This window comes from Sphingobium yanoikuyae (genome assembly GCF_034424525.1).
In the GTDB taxonomy this organism is placed as follows: Bacteria; Pseudomonadota; Alphaproteobacteria; order Sphingomonadales; family Sphingomonadaceae; genus Sphingobium; species Sphingobium yanoikuyae.
On sequence record NZ_CP139979.1, the window covers coordinates 1,268,444 to 1,287,206 of the forward strand.

The 18,763-nt window shown below is 62.6% G+C and carries 18 protein-coding genes and 1 tRNA gene; 11 read left to right on the forward strand and 8 right to left on the reverse strand.

What is annotated here, in order from left to right:
- Nucleotides 1-236: 236 nt before the first annotated feature.
- The 7 genes from U0025_RS05845 to U0025_RS05875 all read left to right on the forward strand — a co-directional run bounded on the left by U0025_RS05845 (nucleotide 237) and on the right by U0025_RS05875 (nucleotide 6,817).
- Nucleotides 237-557, forward strand: coding sequence for a DUF736 domain-containing protein (locus tag U0025_RS05845; RefSeq protein WP_004211945.1), 321 nt, complete (start codon nucleotides 237-239; stop codon nucleotides 555-557).
- Between the two features lie 174 nt (nucleotides 558-731).
- Complete coding sequence (locus U0025_RS05850) at nucleotides 732-956, forward strand: helix-turn-helix transcriptional regulator (RefSeq protein WP_004211947.1); 225 nt, start codon at nucleotides 732-734, stop codon at nucleotides 954-956.
- Nucleotides 949-1,533, forward strand: a complete 585-nt coding sequence (locus tag U0025_RS05855; RefSeq protein WP_004211949.1) for a S26 family signal peptidase — start codon at nucleotides 949-951, stop codon at nucleotides 1,531-1,533. The genes U0025_RS05850 and U0025_RS05855 overlap by 8 nt, the downstream gene beginning before the upstream one ends.
- Complete coding sequence (locus U0025_RS05860; RefSeq protein WP_004211953.1) at nucleotides 1,530-2,321, forward strand: lytic transglycosylase domain-containing protein; 792 nt, start codon at nucleotides 1,530-1,532, stop codon at nucleotides 2,319-2,321. Before U0025_RS05855 ends, U0025_RS05860 begins: the two co-directional genes overlap by 4 nt.
- Before the next feature lie 326 nt (nucleotides 2,322-2,647).
- The gene (locus tag U0025_RS05865) at nucleotides 2,648-3,046 is read left to right on the forward strand and encodes a hypothetical protein (RefSeq protein ID WP_051156929.1); all 399 of its coding nucleotides are present in this window, start codon (nucleotides 2,648-2,650) and stop codon (nucleotides 3,044-3,046) included.
- Nucleotides 3,047-3,459: 413 nt separating this feature from the next.
- The gene (gene rlxS, locus U0025_RS05870) at nucleotides 3,460-5,463 is read left to right on the forward strand and encodes a relaxase/mobilization nuclease RlxS (protein ID WP_004211955.1); all 2,004 of its coding nucleotides are present in this window, start codon (nucleotides 3,460-3,462) and stop codon (nucleotides 5,461-5,463) included.
- A gap of 886 nt (nucleotides 5,464-6,349) precedes the next feature.
- Nucleotides 6,350-6,817 carry a hypothetical protein gene (locus U0025_RS05875; protein ID WP_037491335.1) on the forward strand — a complete coding sequence of 156 codons (468 nt, stop codon included), beginning with the start codon at nucleotides 6,350-6,352 and terminating at the stop codon, nucleotides 6,815-6,817.
- A gap of 440 nt (nucleotides 6,818-7,257) precedes the next feature.
- On the opposite strand, the gene U0025_RS05880 is transcribed toward U0025_RS05875, so the two are convergent.
- Nucleotides 7,258-8,018, reverse strand: a protein-coding gene (locus U0025_RS05880) for an IS5 family transposase (RefSeq protein ID WP_086012830.1) whose coding sequence is annotated in 2 segments (ribosomal slippage) — nucleotides 7,258-7,685 and nucleotides 7,685-8,018 — 762 coding nt in all. Because the reading frame shifts where the segments join, the coding sequence is not laid out codon by codon here.
- 182 nt (nucleotides 8,019-8,200) lie between these two features.
- Between U0025_RS05880 and U0025_RS05885 the strand changes: the two genes are divergently transcribed.
- A complete protein-coding gene (locus U0025_RS05885; protein ID WP_004211963.1) occupies nucleotides 8,201-12,622 on the forward strand; it encodes an NACHT domain-containing protein in 4,422 nt (1,473 codons plus the stop codon).
- Between the two features lie 168 nt (nucleotides 12,623-12,790).
- Nucleotides 12,791-13,120 carry an IS66-like element accessory protein TnpA gene (gene tnpA, locus U0025_RS05890; RefSeq protein WP_004211964.1) on the forward strand — a complete coding sequence of 110 codons (330 nt, stop codon included), beginning with the start codon at nucleotides 12,791-12,793 and terminating at the stop codon, nucleotides 13,118-13,120.
- Nucleotides 13,121-13,151: 31 nt separating this feature from the next.
- Here tnpA and U0025_RS05895 read toward each other — a convergent pair.
- Nucleotides 13,152-14,329, reverse strand: a protein-coding gene (locus tag U0025_RS05895) for an IS3 family transposase (RefSeq protein ID WP_086012816.1) whose coding sequence is annotated in 2 segments (ribosomal slippage) — nucleotides 13,152-14,065 and nucleotides 14,065-14,329 — 1,179 coding nt in all. Because the reading frame shifts where the segments join, the coding sequence is not laid out codon by codon here.
- Between the two features lie 36 nt (nucleotides 14,330-14,365).
- Between U0025_RS05895 and U0025_RS26175 the strand changes: the two genes are divergently transcribed.
- On the forward strand, nucleotides 14,366-14,686 hold the full coding sequence (locus U0025_RS26175) for a tyrosine-type recombinase/integrase (protein WP_080604524.1): 321 nt from the start codon (nucleotides 14,366-14,368) through the stop codon (nucleotides 14,684-14,686).
- Nucleotides 14,687-14,719: 33 nt separating this feature from the next.
- Here the strand turns inward: U0025_RS26175 and U0025_RS05905 are convergent.
- Nucleotides 14,720-14,795, reverse strand: a tRNA-Lys gene (locus U0025_RS05905).
- 41 nt (nucleotides 14,796-14,836) lie between these two features.
- Nucleotides 14,837-15,346 carry a 2-amino-4-hydroxy-6-hydroxymethyldihydropteridine diphosphokinase gene (folK, locus tag U0025_RS05910; RefSeq protein WP_004211966.1) on the reverse strand — a complete coding sequence of 170 codons (510 nt, stop codon included), beginning with the start codon at nucleotides 15,344-15,346 and terminating at the stop codon, nucleotides 14,837-14,839.
- Nucleotides 15,347-15,369: 23 nt separating this feature from the next.
- On the opposite strand from folK, the gene U0025_RS05915 reads away from it, so the two are divergent.
- Complete coding sequence (locus U0025_RS05915; RefSeq protein WP_004211968.1) at nucleotides 15,370-16,035, forward strand: uracil-DNA glycosylase; 666 nt, start codon at nucleotides 15,370-15,372, stop codon at nucleotides 16,033-16,035.
- Here U0025_RS05915 and U0025_RS05920 read toward each other — a convergent pair.
- The 4 genes from U0025_RS05920 to U0025_RS05935 form a co-directional block, all read right to left on the reverse strand.
- Nucleotides 16,032-16,358, reverse strand: a complete 327-nt coding sequence (locus U0025_RS05920) for a YnfA family protein (protein WP_004211970.1) — start codon at nucleotides 16,356-16,358, stop codon at nucleotides 16,032-16,034. The two genes, U0025_RS05915 and U0025_RS05920, sit on opposite strands and share 4 nt — an antisense overlap.
- Nucleotides 16,359-16,389: 31 nt before the next feature.
- The gene (gene aguB, locus U0025_RS05925) at nucleotides 16,390-17,238 is read right to left on the reverse strand and encodes an N-carbamoylputrescine amidase (protein WP_004211973.1); all 849 of its coding nucleotides are present in this window, start codon (nucleotides 17,236-17,238) and stop codon (nucleotides 16,390-16,392) included.
- A 68-nt stretch (nucleotides 17,239-17,306) separates the two neighbouring features.
- Nucleotides 17,307-17,639 carry a DUF2501 domain-containing protein gene (locus U0025_RS05930; RefSeq protein ID WP_004211974.1) on the reverse strand — a complete coding sequence of 111 codons (333 nt, stop codon included), beginning with the start codon at nucleotides 17,637-17,639 and terminating at the stop codon, nucleotides 17,307-17,309.
- 89 nt (nucleotides 17,640-17,728) lie between these two features.
- Nucleotides 17,729-18,721 (reverse strand): agmatine deiminase family protein, encoded by a 993-nt coding sequence (locus U0025_RS05935; protein WP_004211975.1) that lies wholly within the window; start codon nucleotides 18,719-18,721, stop codon nucleotides 17,729-17,731.
- Nucleotides 18,722-18,763 lie beyond the last annotated feature (42 nt).

Genomic DNA, 18,763 nt, shown 5'->3' on the forward strand with positions numbered 1-18,763 from the left:
TTCCGGCGCCATCCACGTCGACCTGGTCCGGCCACCACCCGCCTGCAACCGGCCTTGCTGCCTTATTTCCCCGCCCATCGCGATGGGCTCCTCGCGGCGCTTCGCTCCAAATAAGGCGCGCGCCCGGTCCTGCGCTCCCGCTTCGGCCCTGCGGGTGCAGGCGGCCGGCTGGGGCCGGTCCGCTGGTCTGTGTGTCGCCCGGGATGGTCCGGGACGCACAGCCAAGGAGACTGAAAATGCCCGCAATCGGTTTTGTCACCCGCGATGGCCACGGCTTCAAGGGCCAGCTTCGCACCCTCTCGATCCGCACCGATATCGAGATCATTCCCAACAGCCGCAAGACCAGTGAGGTCCAGCCCGATTTCAGGGTCGTTGCCGCCGGCGCGGATGTCGGGGCGGGATGGCTGCGGCGCGGCGAAATGTCCGGCAAGGACTATGTGTCGCTGAGCCTGGCTGCCCCCGAGTTCGGGCCCCGCCGCCTCTATGCCAATCTCGGCCGTGCCGCGGGCCAGGATGATGACGACGCCTTCGCCATCATCTGGAACCCGAACGACTAGCCCTTCGGGGCCGGCCCCCGCGCTCCAGCAGAGCGTGGGGGCCGATGGCCCGAACGGGCTTGGCGGGACGGTCGAATTCAGATGGCCCCGATTGCGACCCTGCCGATGCATCGACCCGGACGGCAAAGCCCTGCCGAACGGACCATGTCGGTCCGCGCAAGAAGGGCAAATCCCATGGACGATAGCGACAAGCGCGCCCGCGTCGCGCGACAGACCAATCCCTTTCTCACGATGAAACAGGCCGCCTTTCATCTCGGGCTTTCGCTGCGCAGTTTCCAGCGTCTCCAGGCCGCCGGAACGGGCCCTCGCGGGCGCCGCCACGGGCGCAGCTGGCGCTTCCATATCGATGATATCGAGGCCTGGTCGCGGGGCGGTGCCACAGGCGGCGATCATGACTGATCCCCGCCTTGCCGCCGTGATGGCTTGGGGGAAGGCGCTGCGAGCGCAGAAACTGGCCCGGCTGCGATTGCGCCGCCGCTGCTGTCTAGGCCTTGGCGCACTGGTGCTGTCACTGGGGGCAAGCATCGTCTTTCCGCCGCGTCCGCGTCTTGTCTGGAATGCGAGCGCCAGCGCTCCGATCGGCCTCTATCGCGTCATGCCGGGCGCGCATCTGGCGCGCGGCGACATGGTCATCGCCTGGGCCCCATATCCTGCCCGTCTGCTGGCCGCGCGCCGGAACTATCTCCCCTTCAACGTGCCGCTGGTCAAGACCGTGGTGGGCGTGCCGGGCGATATCATCTGCGCCCGCGATGGCGCCATCCTCGTCAATGGCCGGCTTGTCGCCCAGCGCCAGGCGCGCGACGGCGCGGGGCGACCGCTGCCGCGCTGGCGGGGCTGCGAGGGCCTCGGCCCGACCCGCTTCCTCCTCCTGATGGAGGCTGCCCCAAGCTCATTTGACGGTCGCTATTTCGGCAGTTCCGAGCGCGCCGACATCATCGGCCGCGCGACCCTGCTCTGGGGAGGATCAGGGACATGATCGGGGCCTGGTCCGTCCCGATCGCGGCCGCTGCCTTTCTCCTGGCCGGTCTGGCCGGCGAGGATCGCGCCATTGCAGTGCCACCCGGCTTCGATGCGCGCATCGATCCGCATATTGATCCAGGCTTCGATCCGGGCCCCGACGGGCGGCTGTCGCGCTGGGCCCTTCCGGTCAATGACGCCGCGCGCCGGTTCGGCCTGCCCGCCCGCTGGATCTTGGCCGTCATGCAGATCGAGAGCGGCGGCCAGACCATGCGGCAAGGCCGGCCGATCCGCAGTGTGGCAGGCGCCATGGGTTTGATGCAGCTGATGCCGGGCACCTGGGCGGCGATGCGGCTGCGCCATGGGCTGGGTGACGATCCCGACGCGCCGATCGACAATATCCTGGCGGGCACCGCCTATCTCGCCCAGATGCATGCGCGCTTTGGCTATCCCGGTCTGTTCGCCGCCTATCATGCCGGCCCCGGCCGCTATGCCCAATATCTGGGCGGGCGCGCACTCCCCCTCGAAACGCGGCTCTATGTGGCGCGGATACGGGCGCTGCTGGAATCCGGGCGCCCGGTCTTGGGCGATGTAATCATGATGGCCGGCGCGGCCCAGGATCGCCGTCCCGAACCCTCGGGACTGTTCGTCCTGGGCGGGCCCCTTTCGGCGGCCCGGGCGGATGAGGGGCCGGCGGTGCGGGCGCCGGCGATGGCCACCGATCGCGACGATGCCGATGCGTATGCGTTTCTGCCCGGCATCGACCGCGCGCGCGATCGTCTGTTTGCAATCCAGACCCGTCCCTGACGGAAGCATTCGCCTGCTCGGGACGTGACATCGCTATTGCCCGGATAGGGGCATATGCCCTGGGGCGAGGTCAGCGCATGCAGGAGAGGGAGAGAAGCTCATCTCGGCAAGGCCCAGCATGACGGCCGGCGGCGGGGCTGATCAAGGCCGGCGGCCCCTCCAATTTTGCCGGGAAGAAGGAGCGCGCTGCGCGCGCGCGTCTTTTTGATGGCAGCCCGACAAAATCGGTTCCTCCGCCGCCGCTGGCGCGGCGCTGCGCGGCCCTGACAGCCCCGCCACCGCCCGTCGATCGAGGACTGTTCTCGAAGAGAGAGGACAGGCAATTGATGGAGGATATCATGCATCTGGATTTCGAGGCCCGGACCGGCGCACGCAAGGCAGTGACGCTGATGTGGACACGCGCGGCAGGAGGGCAGGCGTTCGCCAGGCCCAGCGGGCAGGGCAGCGCACAGGCGAGCGGCAGTGGCGCAGCGGCCCATGGCATGGACGCGGAAGAGGATAGCCTGTGGGACGCACGGATCGCGGAGCGCTGGCTCGGCGCCTATGAAGGCGAGGTCGAGGACGGGGAGGAATGGGATTTGGTCGCGATCCTGGGGCAGGTGGCAGGGGTCTGGTTCGCCGCGACGATGCTGGTCGACGGAGAAGGCGCCCCGCGGCAAGTGGGGGCGCGCCGAAATCTGCCGAGCAAATGGGCGGCGTTGCGGGCATTCCGGCAATGGCGCTGACCAGAGGAACGGCATTTTCGAAGGCCCGGTTCACGACATCGATCGATGTCGGGACCGGGTCTTTTTTCGCGCGGATCGCCGGCGCTGCAATCGCGGGTGCTGCAAGCGATGGTGGTGCAATCGCGAGTTCTGGGGCGCCGTCATGCGAACAAGAGGCGTCGGGATCGTGAAGCGGAGAGGTCGTGGCGAAGGGAAGGGCGCGGAGGGCAAGATAAAAGCACCGACACCCATTGGGCGCCAAGTGATTGTCTGCACGTCCTTTTCTGTGGTGTCGTCGGCTTGTCGGGGCGCCTGGACCAGTGTCGGTCGGGTGCCCGGCCGCAGATTTCCGGGCCTCCGGGCAGCACTGCGGGTCGGCTGGTGCCTCGTCGGGCATGATGGAGGCGAGAGCGGCCTGCACAGGATATTGAAGCATGGTCGATGACGATGATCTGGAACCCCGGCTTGGCCGGATCGGTCGCGGGCGCGGGCCTTCGGCAAGGCGCTATGCCGGCGCGGTTCTGGCGGCGACCAATCTGGCGCGCGGTGGCCCGCGCGGAACGGGCGCAGCCAGTCGCTTTGCCGGCCACCGCAATGGACGCGGTGCAGGGATCGGCCGGCTGCTTGCAAGCCGCGATCGCCACGCTCTCTATCGCCGTCGGCGCGTCGTCGTGAAGGCCCGGATCGTCCGGCTCGGCGGAGGCGGAATCGGTGGCGCAAAGGCGCATTTGCGCTATCTCCAGCGCGATGGAACGACGCGCGAGGGGGAGCGCGGGCAGCTTTATGGTGCGCAGGATGTGACGGTGGATGGTCAGCAATTCCTTGGCCGCAGCGAGGGCGACAGGCATCAGTTCCGCTTCATCGTGGCGCCCGAGGATGGCGCGCAATATAGCGATCTTCGACCGCTTGTGCGGCGGCTCATGACCCGGATGGAAGGCGATCTGGGGACCAGGCTCGACTGGATCGCGGTCGATCATTTCAACACGGGCCATCCCCACAGCCACATTCTGCTGCGCGGCGTGGATGATCGCGGAAAAGACCTCGTCATCGCTCGCGATTATATCAGCCAGGGCCTGCGGGAGCGGGCCGCCGAACTGGTGGATCTTGATCTCGGGCCAAGAAGCGACCGGGAAATCAGGGCGAGCCGGCGCGCAGAAATTGGGCAGGCGCGCTGGACCTCGATCGACCGGACGCTGGTGCGTGCGGCCGACGCGGAGCGGATGATCTCGCCGCGCGCCCGCGATCCGTTCGAGCATGATCTGCGTGCCGGCCGTCTTGCACAGCTCGGCCGGATGGGCCTTGCCGACCCTGTCGGAGCGGGCCGCTGGCAGCTTGCTGCTGATCTTGAAGCGACGCTGCGCGCAATGGGCGAGAAGGGCGATATCATCCGCACCCTGCAACGCGAATATGCAAGAGCATCGCGCCCGCTTGTCCCTTCAGCCATGCGCATTCATGATCCTGCGCTGGCGGGTGACGAGCCGCTCACCGGGCGCGTGCTGGCACGCGGGCTTGCCGATGAGCATGCCGGCCGTGAATATCTCATCGTCGAAGGCGTGGATGGCAACAGCCATTATGTGGCGCTTGGCAAGGCGCAGGTCGATGGCGGCGGACCGGAGAGTCTCCCCGATGGCATATTACCCGGTACCATCGTCGATATCCGCGCACGAAACCCAGGTTTGCGACCCGCCGACCGTACCATCGCTGCCATCGCCAGGAACAATGGCGGCCTTTATGACCGCGATGCGCATCTGGACGCTGACCCAACCGCGTCGCCGGCTTTTCTCGATCGGCATGAGCGCCGGCTGGAGGCGCTGCGCAGGCCGCTCGGCCTGACGCGCACGGCCGACGGGGCCTGGATGATCCCGGCGGATCATCTCGAGCGGGTGATGGCCCATGAAGCAGGTCAGGCCCGGGATCGGCCGGTCAAGGTCGAATTGCGCGCGCCGGTTCCGCTCGAAAGGATGACAGGGGCACATGCCTCGACCTGGCTCGATCATTTGCTGGTCGGCGATGGCGAGGCGCAGCTGCGCGACGCGGGTTTCGGGGCGGAGGCAAGGGCTGCACTCGCTGCGCGCCGTGCCTGGCTGATCGGCGAGGGCCTCGCCAGGCAGGAGGGCGCCACGACCCATTATGTGCCCCGCATGCTCGGCCAGTTGCAGCAGCGGGAACTGGGGCGGGTCGCCGAACGGCTCGCCCGTCAAATGGCCTTGCCCTATCGCGATGCGGGCGAGGGCGAACGCATCGAGGGGCGGCTGGTCCGACGCCTGGACCTGATTTCGGGGCGCTTTGCGCTGCTTGAGAATTCCTATGAATTTACCCTCGTCCCCTGGCGTGGCGCGCTTGATCGCCGTGTTGGCCAGTCGGTCTCGGGCAGGCTCGTCGGTGGCGAGGTCGACTGGCGGTTTGGAAGGGGACGGGCTGGGCCAGGCCTTGGCTGAGCGGTCGATCTGTCATTGCGCGAGCCGTTCAATGGGCCAGCCTGGCATCAAGTGAACCTGTCATCGGTAACTGGGTATCGATAAGGCGAAGAACGATCCACCCTGATGGGGTGATAAGACGTAGTCGCTAGCTGCTCCCGCAGCCGGCTGTCGCTCCCAAAAGGTGGGCTTAGCTGCTCGCTGCGCCATCGTGTCGTGCGAGGCGCGTGATCCATGATTGACGATATCTAGCTGGCAAGAAAGGCTTCAGGCGCGATGCCTTGCGCGCCTAATGGTGCCCCTGACGCACGCCGCGATGAAGGGCGTCAGGGGCGTTGGGGCGTTAGCAGGGCGCTGCCAACAAATGCAAGCGTTGGACGGTCCGTATTAGAGGGGGCAGCTCGGTGTCTCTACCCGATGCAAGGGATGACAGCGCAGTATGGGTGTCAGCCTTTCTCGCCGGCTCGGGCAAGGGCATCACGACGGAAAGTCGCCCGCGACGCGCGCTGCGGCCTATCGCACATGCTTGTTTGCGATGTCGCAGATTGTGATGCCTGGCGGGCGACATTCTTGCCGGGCGAGTCGATCTCGAGCTTGAGACGCAGCCTTTTGAGGCGGGTCAATCTGTTGCTGGGCATGGTGGCGTTCCCCTTGTCGCCAGCCTGTCTAGGGATTTTCCGGGCGAGAGGTGCGAATGCCTCACATGAGCGAAAATTTACTGGATCAACAGGTTCGGGCGTTTGGAAACGATCTCTTCGCTGCCTTATCGCAAGCCTGCTTCAGGCGCGGAAATCATATAGTCGGAGTGCGACAAGATCATCGGTCTCGAAATCCAAGTGACTTAGCGTGCGTTGGCGGCCCCTATCCGATTGCATCATTGGCACGGCATCGACTAGCCTGCATTCCCATGAAGGAGACGAATATGCGAGGCTGCTATCTTCCCATCTTCATCTTATTGGTGGGTTGCGGCTCAGAAAGGCAGGCAGTGCCGTCTAACAATGCCGGTCTGCATGACGAGCCACTTTCAGTCCAAGCCCTTTCTCAGATTGCTCCAGAGTTGACTGCTCCACCGAGCGATTTTCAGATGCCCGACTTTGCACCGCGCTACCCCGGTTCCGTCCTCGTTTCCGTAAATATTGCAGATGCCGGCACGACCCGAAATCACGAGGTGCGATTGACGACGACGGACGACGCCGAAGCAATTATGGCCTTCTATCGCGAACGCTTTGCTACTGGAGGGATGCGCAAAACATCCGATTTCCTGTCGGGCGGGAGCGGGATGATGTCGGCAACCGGCAAGGGGCGCAAAGCGTCGGTCGCGATTGCCCGAGAGCGCGACCATCAAGCCATCATCCTCACCTATTCAGGCGAGTGACGCACCGACTGCGAGCTAGCGATTGCCGAACTGAAGCAACATCAACGATGTGGGGCAGGGGGCGCGAGTGGCCGAGGATGGGACTTTCCCGAATGTCAGGTTCAGAGCCCCACAGCATCGGTTCCGGACGTTACGGGGAGCAAACCTACCGACCGTTGGCACCGTTAGAGCGGCCATTCATACCCGAAAGGCCGTCCCTGTTCGCTGACGATCGTTCAACTTCGGCGGTACAGGCCGTTGAGCAGGTAGGACCGCTGCTCAGGCAGCGAAAGGACAGACTTTTGTTGAGACACCCGGTGATGACCGGGGGCACCGTCAATCCGATTGAAGCTGGGCCGCGAACAGCCCGCTGCTTTTGGCGATGCGATGTACGACACCGGACATTTCCGCCGGCACTGAAATGCGCCCTAAGCTGCTTGGAATGTTCCTAGGCTCAGGACTCATTGATTGAGCCAGAAGATGACGGCGGCGGCGATACAGATGGCGGACATGAAGGTGTGGGCGCAACGGTCGTATCGGGTGTGGATGCGCCGCCAGTCCTTGAGCTTGCAGAACATGTTTTCGATCTTGTGGCGCTGACGATAGAGCGCAGCGTCGTGCGGGATTGGCACCTTCCGGTTCTTCTTTGAGGGAATACAGGCGGTGATGTTGCGCTCCGCAAGCGCCTTGCGGAACCAGTCGGCGTCATAGCCTCGATCGCCGAGCAAGGCTTTGGCGGGAGGCAAGGCGTCGAGCATCAGGGCAGCGCCCTTGTAGTCGCTCATCTGGCCCTCGCTCAGCAGCATGACCAGCGGCCGGCCCTTGCCGTCGCAGACGGTGTGGAGCTTCGAGTTCAGGCCGCCCTTGGTGCGTCCGATACGTCTGGGAACATCCCCTTTTTGAGCAGGCTTGCCGCCGTCCGGTGTGCTTTCAGGTGGGTTGCATCTATCATCAACTGGTCGGGCTTGCCGCCCTTCGCCGCGAGGGCCGCGAAGATCTTGTTGAACACGCCGAGCCGGCTCCACCGGATGAAGCGGTTGTAGATCGTCTTCGGCGGGCCATAATCGGCAGGCGCATCGCGCCACCGCAGGCCGTTCCTGATCACGAAGATGATCCCGCTGATGATCCGACGGTCGTCCACCCGTGGCACCCCGTGCGATAGCGGAAAATATGGCTCGATCCGGCGCATCTGCGCTTCCGACAACCAGAGCAGGTCACTCATCACGACGTCTCCTCACGCCATCATTGAATCAACCCTTCGCTATCACCGCAAGCGATTTAATAGGTCCTGAGCCTAGCGCACAGAGGGTTCCTTCGCGCAAGTTCTGCTCAGTTTGAAATAACAGACCTTGTCTTTCGATCTTGGTTGCCCCCATTTTATGCGACGCACGCAATGGAAGACTTATGCTCGCAGAGTTCATTTTTGGGGCGATTGGAGAGGCGGTAGTCGGACACGCCGCCGACAAGGGCTTACAGCTATTCAAGTCCGCTAACGCAAAGAAAGAAATTTCTGCGATCGGTGCCGCTGCCATTGAGGCGGGAATAGCCAACGCCCCCGCCTTGGCAGAAGATTTGCGGTCCATCAGCTTCGTGTCAGGCGTATTTATTCCGCTTCTCCAGGCGACGATAAAAGACCCGTCTAGAGTGCCGGATGCTGACGCACTAGCCCGTGACTTTGTGGAAATGTTCGTCGAGCGCTTTGCGAGCAACTCGTCTACGGACGAAGTGCTCCTCCACATTTTTCAAACCGAGCGGCATCAGCTTCTAGCCGCATTTTCGAGCATCATCAGAGAGCTTCGTTCGCAGCTCTATGCATCCGAATTCTGGCGGGAATCCGCACACTATCTAGCGACAGAGCAAATCCTCTCTGAAACAGGTGTCATCCGCGCGATTTTGGAGCGGAGCGAGCGCGCCGAAAGCATTGCGTCGATTGATTTGGACAACGCACGAAAGGACGCGAAGCAAGGCTCGACAGAGCTTCGTGACTGGCCGCGCGATATTTCGGGCGCCGAATTGCTCCGGCCGGAGCTTGATAGACTTAAACGTCACTTTGAAAGCGCCAAGAGCGGGGCAGCGCTTCTAATCGGCGAAGCTGGTTCGGGAAAATCGGCATTGTTGTCCAAGCTTACCGAGGATCTGGAAAGCGACGGACATGTGGTTTTCGGCATCAAAGCGGACACCCTTCCTCCCTCGGTGCAGACTATTGATGAGGTCGGGCAAGCACTTGGCCTCGCAGGGCCTTTGGCTTTCGAAATAGCGGCTCTGGCAAGGAATGGTCGGGTTTACCTGATAATCGATCAGCTCGACGCTGTGAGCGACGTCATGGATCGTTCATCCGAACGAATGCGTTTGCTCCTTCGGCTGGTTAAGGAGATTCAAGATCAGTCCTTACCGGTTCACATTCTGGTTTCATCCCGCCCCTTTGAGGCGGCACACGATGCGAGATTTCAGCGCCTACGCGCGGAAGAATTCAAACTTGGCTTGCCCTCCGTCGATCAGATTATCGAGTTCCTCGGTGAGCTTGGGATCGACGGCACCGCTCTTTCTGATCCACTCAAGCAGACGCTGCGCCGGCCGTTCGCACTCAAGCTATTCGTGCAGCTAGTGCAGCGCGGAGTTGAGCCTACGAGCGTCAAGAGCAGCGAATTGCTTGACCGCTGGCTTGCCACAGCGGACCTCGGCCCCGACGAATTGCGGGCACGCGCATTGGCTCTCATGACCAAGCTCGCCGAAGACATGCTGGAAACAGAAACCCTGTGGAGGCCACTCGATCAGTACGAGGCCGCCCATAAAGAAGCGATCGCTAGGTGCGAAGGGTGCGGCCTGCTCGTCCGCAGCGGAACCAAAATTGGTTTTAATCACCAATCTTGGCTTGACGATTTTCAGGCTCGGAGTTTTCGCACAGGCGGAGACTTGGCCGAATATGCATGGCGAAACCAAGACAGTTTGTTCGTCCGCGCCACGGTTTTGCGCTCGCTCGAACGGCTACGTTTAGTTGAGTTCGAAGCCTATGTCAGAGCGGTCAACGCGCTGCTTTGGACCAACAAAACTCGTCGTCATTTGAAACATCTGATTGCTGATGTGATCGGAACCGTCCGCGATCCCAACGCTCGTGAAGGGGCCTGGGTCGAAACCCTAATCCAGAAGGAGCCTATCCTCGCTAATCGCGCGCTCGGCACGATTTCCGATCAGTGGCTTGCATGGAGACGTTTCCTATCACGCTCGCTCGGCCAGCTAATGAAAGGGGATCAGTTTCATTGGCGAGCGGTACGTCTCCTAGCCGCAGAGGCTAAAATCGATCCGGACAACGTCATCGCGCTGATAAACGCTTATTGGAGCGATTCATCCAAGGATCATCTTGTATTCAACATTGCAGAGCAGTCCGGCGTGGTTACCGACGCTGTTGAAGCGCTGTTACGCAAGATACTCGAACGGACCAAGATCGATCAGCACTCCGTCTCGCATTTCGTCACGACGTTGCGAACTGAGGCACGTTTCAGGGAAGCCGCGCGCTTGGTTGCGGTGTGGTTGTCCACAGTCGAGCCGGACAAATATCGTGGCCCTGAACTCTACGACGTCGAGAAGCTTGTGGAAGCTGCGCCCGAGGAATTTGCGGAAGAGATTCTTCCGTGGTTCGTCAGGTTCGCTTCTCTGCAAGTCGAACCGTACCGCGAGGGCGTAAAGCGCTACCCGCAATCGCGGTCGTTACCGTGGGATTGGGATTCCGAGCAAGAGCGGGGCCATATCATTGAGGCCATTCGTGACGCGATGCGAGGTATGGCGAAATCAAATCCGGCTGCGGCGATGCGTCTGCTCAAACCGCTCTTTACTGTTGAAGTAGAGCAAATTCAGGAATTGATCGCCCAAACCATCACGTCAGGTTCGGAGGCGCTAGCGGAAGAGGGGTTGAGTTTTCTTCTATCGGACGAGCGCCGGCTTCAACTGGGGACAGGCTCGGTCGAAATCGAGCCAGGTTGTTCGTCCATCGAAAGCGGTCTGACATCTCAAGAGCTCGTAGAGGCAATCTGTCCTTACCTGAGCTCGGAGCAATTAGCATTGTTGCGAGATAGGATTGAGGCTTGGTCCCTTTACGCGCCGAGTGCGAGTGAGGGCGACGATGCCCGATTGAAGCGGGACCGGTTGCGCTGGGTCGAAGATAATCGGTTGGAGCTCCTGGAGCGCTTGCCGGGAAACATTCTGTCACCTCGCCGGCGGCGCCAGATAGCCGAATGGCGCGCACGGAAAGGGCGCCCAGTTCCGCGCAGGCGTGGAAGATCGATGGCTACATTCGTTGGCTCTCCAATGTCGCAGCTCGCAATGGCGGCGGCAAAAAACGACGATATTTTCAAAATGCTCGACGAAATCAACGACGAAGCTCCCGAACGATCCCGTCGGCGGCCGATCGCCAGAGATGGTGGCGTAGTCGAGCTATCCCGCGCCTTCGCGGCATTTGGAAAAGATCATCCGCAAAGGGCGTTCGATTTAGCGGCGACGAGGTTTGTAGCAGGCAAGCACGAGCACGCCGCCGGCTATCTCGTCGACGAGCTTTCCAAAAACGAGGAAGGAACGGAGGCCCCTGTTCATCCGCCTTCAGATGTTCACCAACTCATTCTCGATCTTTCCGAGCGAGGGTTTAGCTCACGTACATGGAAGACGCATACATCTTGGGCGCTATCCCGCCTCGCGGACGATTTAGATGGGCTCCCAGATGACACGATCGCGATGCTGGAAGGCTGGCTTGAAAACGAAGCTCCGGTGGTTGAAGACAAGATCGAACGCCGCCTTGAGCTAGACGCAGAAAATGCACGCCGGAACAAGCGTGAGAAAACCCATCCTGAACCGCTTCTATTCCACCGCTACGGCGGGATGCGCATTGTTCCGCAAGATAATTACAGCGTCCTATCCGCCATTTTTCACGGGCTGATCGGACGAAAGGATCGGGATTATAACGGCTGGCTTGCTATTCTGGAGCGCCACGCGGCCAAGTCCGAAGACCCTCACATCTGGACATTTCTGTTGGCGGACAAGGGTCGCTGGCTTTTTTGGGCCGATCGCAAGCGCGTTCAGGCGCTGCTGACCGTGCTTTGGGAACGAGATAGACGCATTTTTCTCGATGTTGATCTCGTGGGATTCCTTTGGAGTAATAGGGAAATGATCCCCTCCACGCTGCTCATGGAAATTCTTAGCCATTGGTTTGAGCAGGACGATGAGCATTCCCGGCAAGCAGCCGCTGAATTTGTTCAGGCGCTGGTGCTCGTTGATCCTGACGATGAGGTAGGAATGACTTTAGCCGATCGGCTACTCGATAAATCTTCGCCTGAATTAGTCGGCCGGCTCCTTTCTACGGCTTCGGCTTGGCGCGAGGACGATCAGGAATTGCGTGAGCGTTCTCACGCGCTGCTGGTGAGCTTTGCACCAAACGCGACCGGGGATGAGGCGCATGCCATCTCGTCGGCGGTCGATAAGGACGATCATCTTCTACCGGACGATTTTACGCGAGAGATGATCGATATCATTTCTAGGAATCCGGAGCTGCTTGGCGCGTCTCTAACGAGGCGCTTTGCAGACGGTGTTCGAGGCCTTCTGCTCTATCCCGGTTTTGACGAAGCAGTCATGACTGTCACCGAGAGGGTGGCGGAGCTGATTGCCAACGAACAGGGAGGCCGCCATCGCTCGTATATTGACAGCGATTTCGTCCAAGTGACGGTAGCGCTCCAGCGAAGCGACGGTCCCCTCCGCGCCAAGGCGATGGACGTCTATGAGAAACTGTTGGACGCCGGCGCATATGGCGCTGAGCAAGCTGCCAAAGCAGCGATATCAAGGTGATGCCCCTATTCCAGTCGCGACCTTATCGCGGCCCGTACGAAGGGAAAGCGGGTGCATAGGAAACCGGAACTTCGGTTCCTGAGTATCTGAAATGTAAGCGCCGACGGAAGGCGGCCTTGTCGCTGAGGTCGGAATAGGAAAGCTCGCGGCCTTTGAGGAGGCGTGAGCATGGACATCGAGCAGTCAAACGAGCCTCGTATGAGCGGTCGTGGTGATGGCGGAGCGCTTGTACGGGTAGAGCGGCGTCGGAACTGGAGCGACGAGGAGAAGCTGGCGATCCTGAAGGAGACGACGGTGCCGGGGGCGATCGTCTCGGCCGTGGCTCGGCGGCACAGCGTTGGAACAGGCCAGCTTTATACCTGGCGCAAGCAACTGCTCCGCGGAGCGATGGCAGGCTTCGTGCCTGTCGAACTGGCATCGTCTTCGCCGGCGGCCAAAGCTCGGGAAGTTGGGCGGATCGAGGTTCGAGGGCGGTGCGGCCTGACGGTGTTGGTTTGATCTGCCCCCACCGAGTGGACCGATTGGTTTGTTAGTGGATTAAGCCCATCGCCGCCATATTCGGACGGAGGTGGAGCGAAGCGGAACCGGAGGCCGGATATGGCGGTGTCGCCGTTTCCGGTGCCGGCGGTCGGTAGCCCAAGCTGCTGTGAGGGCGAACGGTGTTGTAATGCCGCCGCCATGCCTCGATCAGCACCTTGGCCTCAGCGAGGCTGTAGAAGATCTCGCCGTTGAGCAGTTCGTCGCGAAGCGATCCATTGAAGCTTTCGTTATAGCCATTCTCCCATGGTGATCCCGGCGTGATGTAGAGCGTCGTCACGCCGATCTGCCCCAGCCATTTCTGGACGGCGGTCGCGATAAATTCGCTTCCGTTGTCGGACCGTATATGTACCGGAGGACCGCGAGAAATGAACAGGTCGGCCAGCGCCGCCAGCACATCCTCGTGTTTGAGCTGCCGGGCAACGATGAGTGCCAGGCACTCCCTGCTGGCCTCATCGATGATGGTCAGGATCCGGAACTTGCGGCCATCGTGCGTGCGCCCTTCGACGAAGTCGTAGGCCCACACATGCCCGGGATACTCAGGCCGTAGGCGGATACATGATCCGTCGTTGAGCCACAGGCGTCCCCGTTTGGGCTGGCGCAGCGGGACCTTCAGTCCTTCGCGTCGCCATATCCGCTCGACCCGTTTGTGGTTCACCGTCCACCCCGCATGGCACAGCAACGCCGTCACCCGGCGGTAGCCATAGCGACCATATTGCTTCGCCAACGCGACGATGTCCTCCGTGAGCGCCTGTTCGTCATCCGCCCCACGCGGCACCTTGCGCTGTGTCGATCGATGCTGCCCTAGCACCCGGCATATCCGTCGCTCGGACACTCGGATCGGCAAATCTTGTCGCAACTGATCGATGCAGCGCCGCCGCCGCGCGGGGCTTAGAAGTTTCCCTTGGCAGCTTCCTGCAAGATCAGCTTGTCCAACGTCAGATCCGAAATCGCCCGGCGTAGCCGCTGGTTCTCTTTCTCCAGATCCTTCATCCGCCGCGCTTGGTCGGTCTTCAGGCCGCCATATTCCTTGCGCCAGCGATAGTATGTCTGCTCGCTGACTGCGATCCGGCGGCACGCCTCTGCTGTCGAGGCTCCCTGCGCCAGCACAATCTCAGCTTCACGCAGCTTGCCGATAATCTCTTCCGGCCTGTGCTTCTTGCTCGGCATTCATCGTCCCTTTCGTGGTCCAGACTATCATAGTCTCTGGGCCACTCAGCGGGGGGCAGATCAGTCAAGCGAGCAGGGATCAAGGATTTCCGCTGGCACGATCTGCGTCACACCTGGGCGAGTTGGCTTCGGCAGAATGATGTACCCACCTGGGTGCTTCAGGAACTGGGCGGCTGGAAATCTGAGGTGATGGTGCGCCGTTATGCGCATATGTCGGTGAAGCATTTGCAGCCCTACGCCGACCAGCTGATTTTCAAGGACACAAAAGCGCCGAGCCAAGTGTCTGAGAAGATTGAGGCGGGTGGACCCAAAAATGGACACAGGGCAGGGCCTCCGCGGCTCTACCTCGTGGAGTGAGTTCGGTAACTCACTGATACGACTGTGAAAAAATGGTGAGTCCAGCTGGGTTCGAACCAGCGACCTACTGATTAAAAGTCAGTTGCTCTACCGACTGAGCTATGGACCCCCTGTCGAGACCGCTCGCACTAGTGGCGCGCGGGCGGCTGGTCAACCTCTTGTGGCACGATGATATGTCGCTTTTCGCAAAAGCGCGTGCAGATGCCGCACGCTCTGCCCGGAAGGCGGGCATTTCCAGTCGGGTGCGATAGCGCCGAGCGGGCGCAGGACGAAGTCGCGCTGGGCAAAGGCGGGGTGTGGGATGGTGAGGTCGCTGCTGCGCCAGCGGCCGCCCGACCAGAGGATGATGTCGATGTCGAGCCGGCGCGCGCCCCAGCGCTGGAAGCGGCGGCGGCCAAGTCCGGTCTCGATGGCCTGCAGCGCAACCAGCATGGCGGGCGGGGGGAGGGCGCTGTCGACCAGCAGCGCGGCATTGGCGAAACGGCGACGCGAGGGGCCGAGCGGCGGCGTCTCGATCGTCGGCGACAGGGCGACCACATCGCCCAGCGCACCGATCCGGCGCACGGCTTCGGCCAGCAGGCGTGGCGGCGTCAGCCGGGCGGAGAGCGGTCGGTTCGATCCGATCGAGAGGGCATAGAGGTGGCGGCTTGTGTCCGGCATGGTGCAGCGCCTATCTGAGCGCCATGATCCTGCAAAGCCCCCTATCAAGTGAACCGCCCCGCGACTGTCCGCTCTGCCCGCGCCTGGTGGCGCTGCGCGTGGAATGCCGGGCGGAACATCCCGACTGGTGGAACGCGCCGGTGCCCGCCTTTGGCGACCCGATGGCGCGGATCGGCATCATCGGCCTGGCGCCGGGAAAGCAGGGCGCGAACCGCACCGGCCGCCCCTTCACCGGCGATGTCGCGGGCGAGCTGTTTTTCGCCACGCTCAAGAAGTTCGGCCTGGCGCAGGGCAATTATGAGGCGCGGGTCGATGACGGGCTGGAACTGCGCGACGCGATCATCATCAATTCGGTTCGCTGCCTGCCGCCGCAGAACAAGCCGGTGCCGGCCGAAGTGCATGCCTGCCGCCCCTTCCTAGCCGATGGCGTGGCGCAGCTGCCGCGCGCGCGGACCTTCGTGGCGCTGGGCGAGATTGCGCATCAATCGGCGGTGAAGGTGCTTGGCGGCAAGTTGCCCAAGGCGCGTTTCGCCCATGGTGCGGAGCATCGCATGCCCGACGGGCGGATGCTGATCGATAGCTATCATTGCTCGCGCTACAACCAGAATACCAACCGGCTGACGGCGGAGATGTTCGAGGCGGTGTTCGCGCGGGCGGTGGAGCTGGCGGGGCTGACGTCCGCCAATTAGGCGCGGTGCGGGCCGAACAGGATGATGCCCGCGCCGACCAGGCTGAGCGCCACGCCGGTCATGTCCCAGCGGTCCGGCCGCACGCCCTCCACCAGCCAGAGCCAGAGCAGGGCCGAACTGATATAGACGCCGCCATAGGCCGCATAGGCGCGCCCGGCTGCCGCCGCGTCGACCAGGGTCAGCAGCCAGGCGAAGAGCAGCAGCGATCCCGCGCCGGGGATCAGCCACAGCATCGACTTGTCCATCCGCAGCCAGGCCCAGAAGGCGAAGCAGCCGGCGATCTCGGCGAGGGCGGCGGCGATATAGACCAGGATCGACGGCATCAGCCGATCCGGGCCGGGTGATGCTGCGCCATCAGATATCCTGCGCGATGCGGCCGTAAAGTTCCGGGCGGCGATCGCGGAAGAAGCCCATGCCGGCGCGGTGGATCTTCGCCTTGGCAAGGTCCAGCGTGGCGACCAGCGCGCCATTGTCCTTGGCGTCGGACTCCGCGAGGAAATCGCCCCATTCATCGCTGATGAAGCTGTGGCCGTAGAATTTCTGGCCCTCTTCCTCGCCGATGCGGTTGGCGGCGATCACCGGCATGCAGTTGCTGACCGCATGGCCGATCATCGCGCGGCGCCACATGCGGCTGGTATCCAGCTCCGCATCATAGGGTTCGGAGCCGATCGCGGTCGGGTAGAACAGCATTTCGGCGCCCATCAGCGCCATGCAGCGGGCGGTTTCGGGATACCATTGGTCCCAGCAGATGCCGACGCCCACGGTGCCATATTTGGTCGGCCACACCTTGAAGCCGGTGTTGCCGGGGCGGAAATAATATTTTTCCTCATAGCCCGGACCGTCGGGGATGTGGCTCTTGCGATAGACGCCCATGATCTCGCCCTCATCATCGATCATGGCGAGCGAGTTGTAATAATGATGGCCGTCCCGCTCGAAATAGCTGGTCGGGATATAGACGCCCAGATCCTTGGCCAGCTTGCGCATTTCCTGCACGGCCGGGTGCTGGTCGGTCGGCTGGGCGCGGTCGAACAGGGCTTCGTCCTCTTGCCTGCAGAAATAATGGCCCTCGAACAGTTCGGGCGGCAGGATGATCTTCGCGCCGCGGGCGGCGGCCTTGGTCACATGATCGGCGACCATGGCGATATTGTCGGCCATGTCGTCCGAAAAGGCGAGCTGCAGGGCGGCGACGGTCACGCGGGTCATTCATCACTCCATGGTGGGTTCGCCGCGCGATATAGGGGCTATGGCGCCGCCGCGCTACCGGGAAGCGCCTATAGCAGGGAAGCCGATTGCTTGAGCACCATGGAGCACATCTTGCCCTTGGCATCGCCCTTCAGGCTGTCGAGCGAAATGTCCTTCTTGCCGGCATGGATGATGCCGGTCTCGCCGGACTTGAAGGCGCCCGAGCCCTTCACGCCCGGTTTCTTGTTCAGCTTGTCCAGCACGGCATTGGCGCTGGTCGCATCGACGAGCCGGTTCTTGACGCAATAGCCCAGCACGCCGGCGGCGTTTTCAGCGCCCATGCCGACGATGCTGGGCAATTGGGCGGTGCCGGCGCTGGCGCCAAGCAGGATCAGTGAAGTGGCAAGGATCGGACGAAACATGGGGCAATGCTCCTGAAGCCGGGCGATGCTGCGTCGCCCGGCCCGGAAATTGCGCCCGCATGAGCATCCCCGCAACGGGGGACTAACCCTTAGACCAGCGAGGGCATCTGCTGGCTGCAGCAATGGAAGCTGCCGCCGCCCGACAGGATCGCGTCGCTGCGCAGGCCGACAATCTGACGCCCCGGAAAGAAGGGGGCGAAGGCGTCGAGTGCCGCCTGGTCATTGGGCTGGCCATAGATGGGGACGATGACGGCGGCATTGCCGACATAGAAATTCATGTAGCTGGCGGGGATCGCTTCGCCATCGACCAGCACCAGGCCGGGCGAGGGGATGTCGACCACCTCCACGCCATGCGCCTTGGCGCGGGCGCGGGCGTCGGCATAAATGGCCGTATTGGGATCGTCCGGCGTGGTCGCGATCGGCAGCGCCAGTTTGCCCGGCGCGACGAAGCGGGCGAGATTGTCGACATGGCCGTCGGTATGGTCGTTGAGCAGGCCATCGCCCAGCCACAGCATGTCGGACAGGCCGAGCGCGCCGGCCAGCAGCGTCTCGATCTTGCCGCGATCGAGGTCCGGGTTGCGATTGGGGTTGAGCAGGCATTGCTCGGTCGTCACGAACAGGCCGGTGCCGTCAGTGTCGATCGCGCCGCCCTCGAACACCCAATTCTGGGTCGAGGTCGCCATGCCGGTGGTCGCGGCGAGGCGCGCGCCGATATCCTCGTCACCGGGCATCTGATATTTGCCGCCCCAGCCGTTGAAGCCGAAATCGACCAGCGCGCGCTCCCCGGTCACGCCGTTCAGCACGGCGATCGGCGCGGTGTCGCGCAGCCATACGTCGCCCAGATTGTGGACGGCGATGGTGACGCCCGGCGCAACCAGCGCACGCGCAGCGTCGGCATCCGCCTCATTGGCGACCACCAGACGCACCTCTTCACCCTTGCCATCGGCATGGAGCGCGCTGGCGAAATCGGCGATCTGGCGACGGGCGCCGTCAAAGGCGCCGGGCCATTCGTCCGGGCTGGTCGGGAAGCCGATCCAGGTCCAGTCGTGCGGCGCCCATTCGGCAGGCATGCGAAAAGTCATAGATTTGTCCTTGCCCGGCGCGCTGGCCGGTCCGAGATAGCG

Bases quoted from the DNA above. Each gene is read 5' to 3' on its own strand.
- U0025_RS05875 (WP_037491335.1), top strand. From the start codon at position 6,350: ATGAAGGAGACGAATATGCGAGGCTGCTATCTTCCCATCTTCATCTTA.
- U0025_RS05850 (WP_004211947.1), top strand. From the start codon at position 732: ATGGACGATAGCGACAAGCGCGCCCGCGTCGCGCGACAGACCAATCCC.
- U0025_RS05920 (WP_004211970.1), bottom strand. From the start codon at position 16,358: ATGCCGTCGATCCTGGTCTATATCGCCGCCGCCCTCGCCGAGATCGCC.
- U0025_RS05935 (WP_004211975.1), bottom strand. From the start codon at position 18,721: ATGACTTTTCGCATGCCTGCCGAATGGGCGCCGCACGACTGGACCTGG.
- tnpA (WP_004211964.1), top strand. From the start codon at position 12,791: ATGGACATCGAGCAGTCAAACGAGCCTCGTATGAGCGGTCGTGGTGAT.
- U0025_RS05845 (WP_004211945.1), top strand. From the start codon at position 237: ATGCCCGCAATCGGTTTTGTCACCCGCGATGGCCACGGCTTCAAGGGC.
- U0025_RS05930 (WP_004211974.1), bottom strand. From the start codon at position 17,639: ATGTTTCGTCCGATCCTTGCCACTTCACTGATCCTGCTTGGCGCCAGC.
- aguB (WP_004211973.1), bottom strand. From the start codon at position 17,238: ATGACCCGCGTGACCGTCGCCGCCCTGCAGCTCGCCTTTTCGGACGAC.
- U0025_RS05885 (WP_004211963.1), top strand. From the start codon at position 8,201: ATGCTCGCAGAGTTCATTTTTGGGGCGATTGGAGAGGCGGTAGTCGGA.
- U0025_RS05915 (WP_004211968.1), top strand. From the start codon at position 15,370: ATGATCCTGCAAAGCCCCCTATCAAGTGAACCGCCCCGCGACTGTCCG.
- U0025_RS05860 (WP_004211953.1), top strand. From the start codon at position 1,530: ATGATCGGGGCCTGGTCCGTCCCGATCGCGGCCGCTGCCTTTCTCCTG.
- folK (WP_004211966.1), bottom strand. From the start codon at position 15,346: ATGCCGGACACAAGCCGCCACCTCTATGCCCTCTCGATCGGATCGAAC.
- U0025_RS05865 (WP_051156929.1), top strand. From the start codon at position 2,648: ATGGAGGATATCATGCATCTGGATTTCGAGGCCCGGACCGGCGCACGC.
- U0025_RS05855 (WP_004211949.1), top strand. From the start codon at position 949: ATGACTGATCCCCGCCTTGCCGCCGTGATGGCTTGGGGGAAGGCGCTG.
- rlxS (WP_004211955.1), top strand. From the start codon at position 3,460: ATGGTCGATGACGATGATCTGGAACCCCGGCTTGGCCGGATCGGTCGC.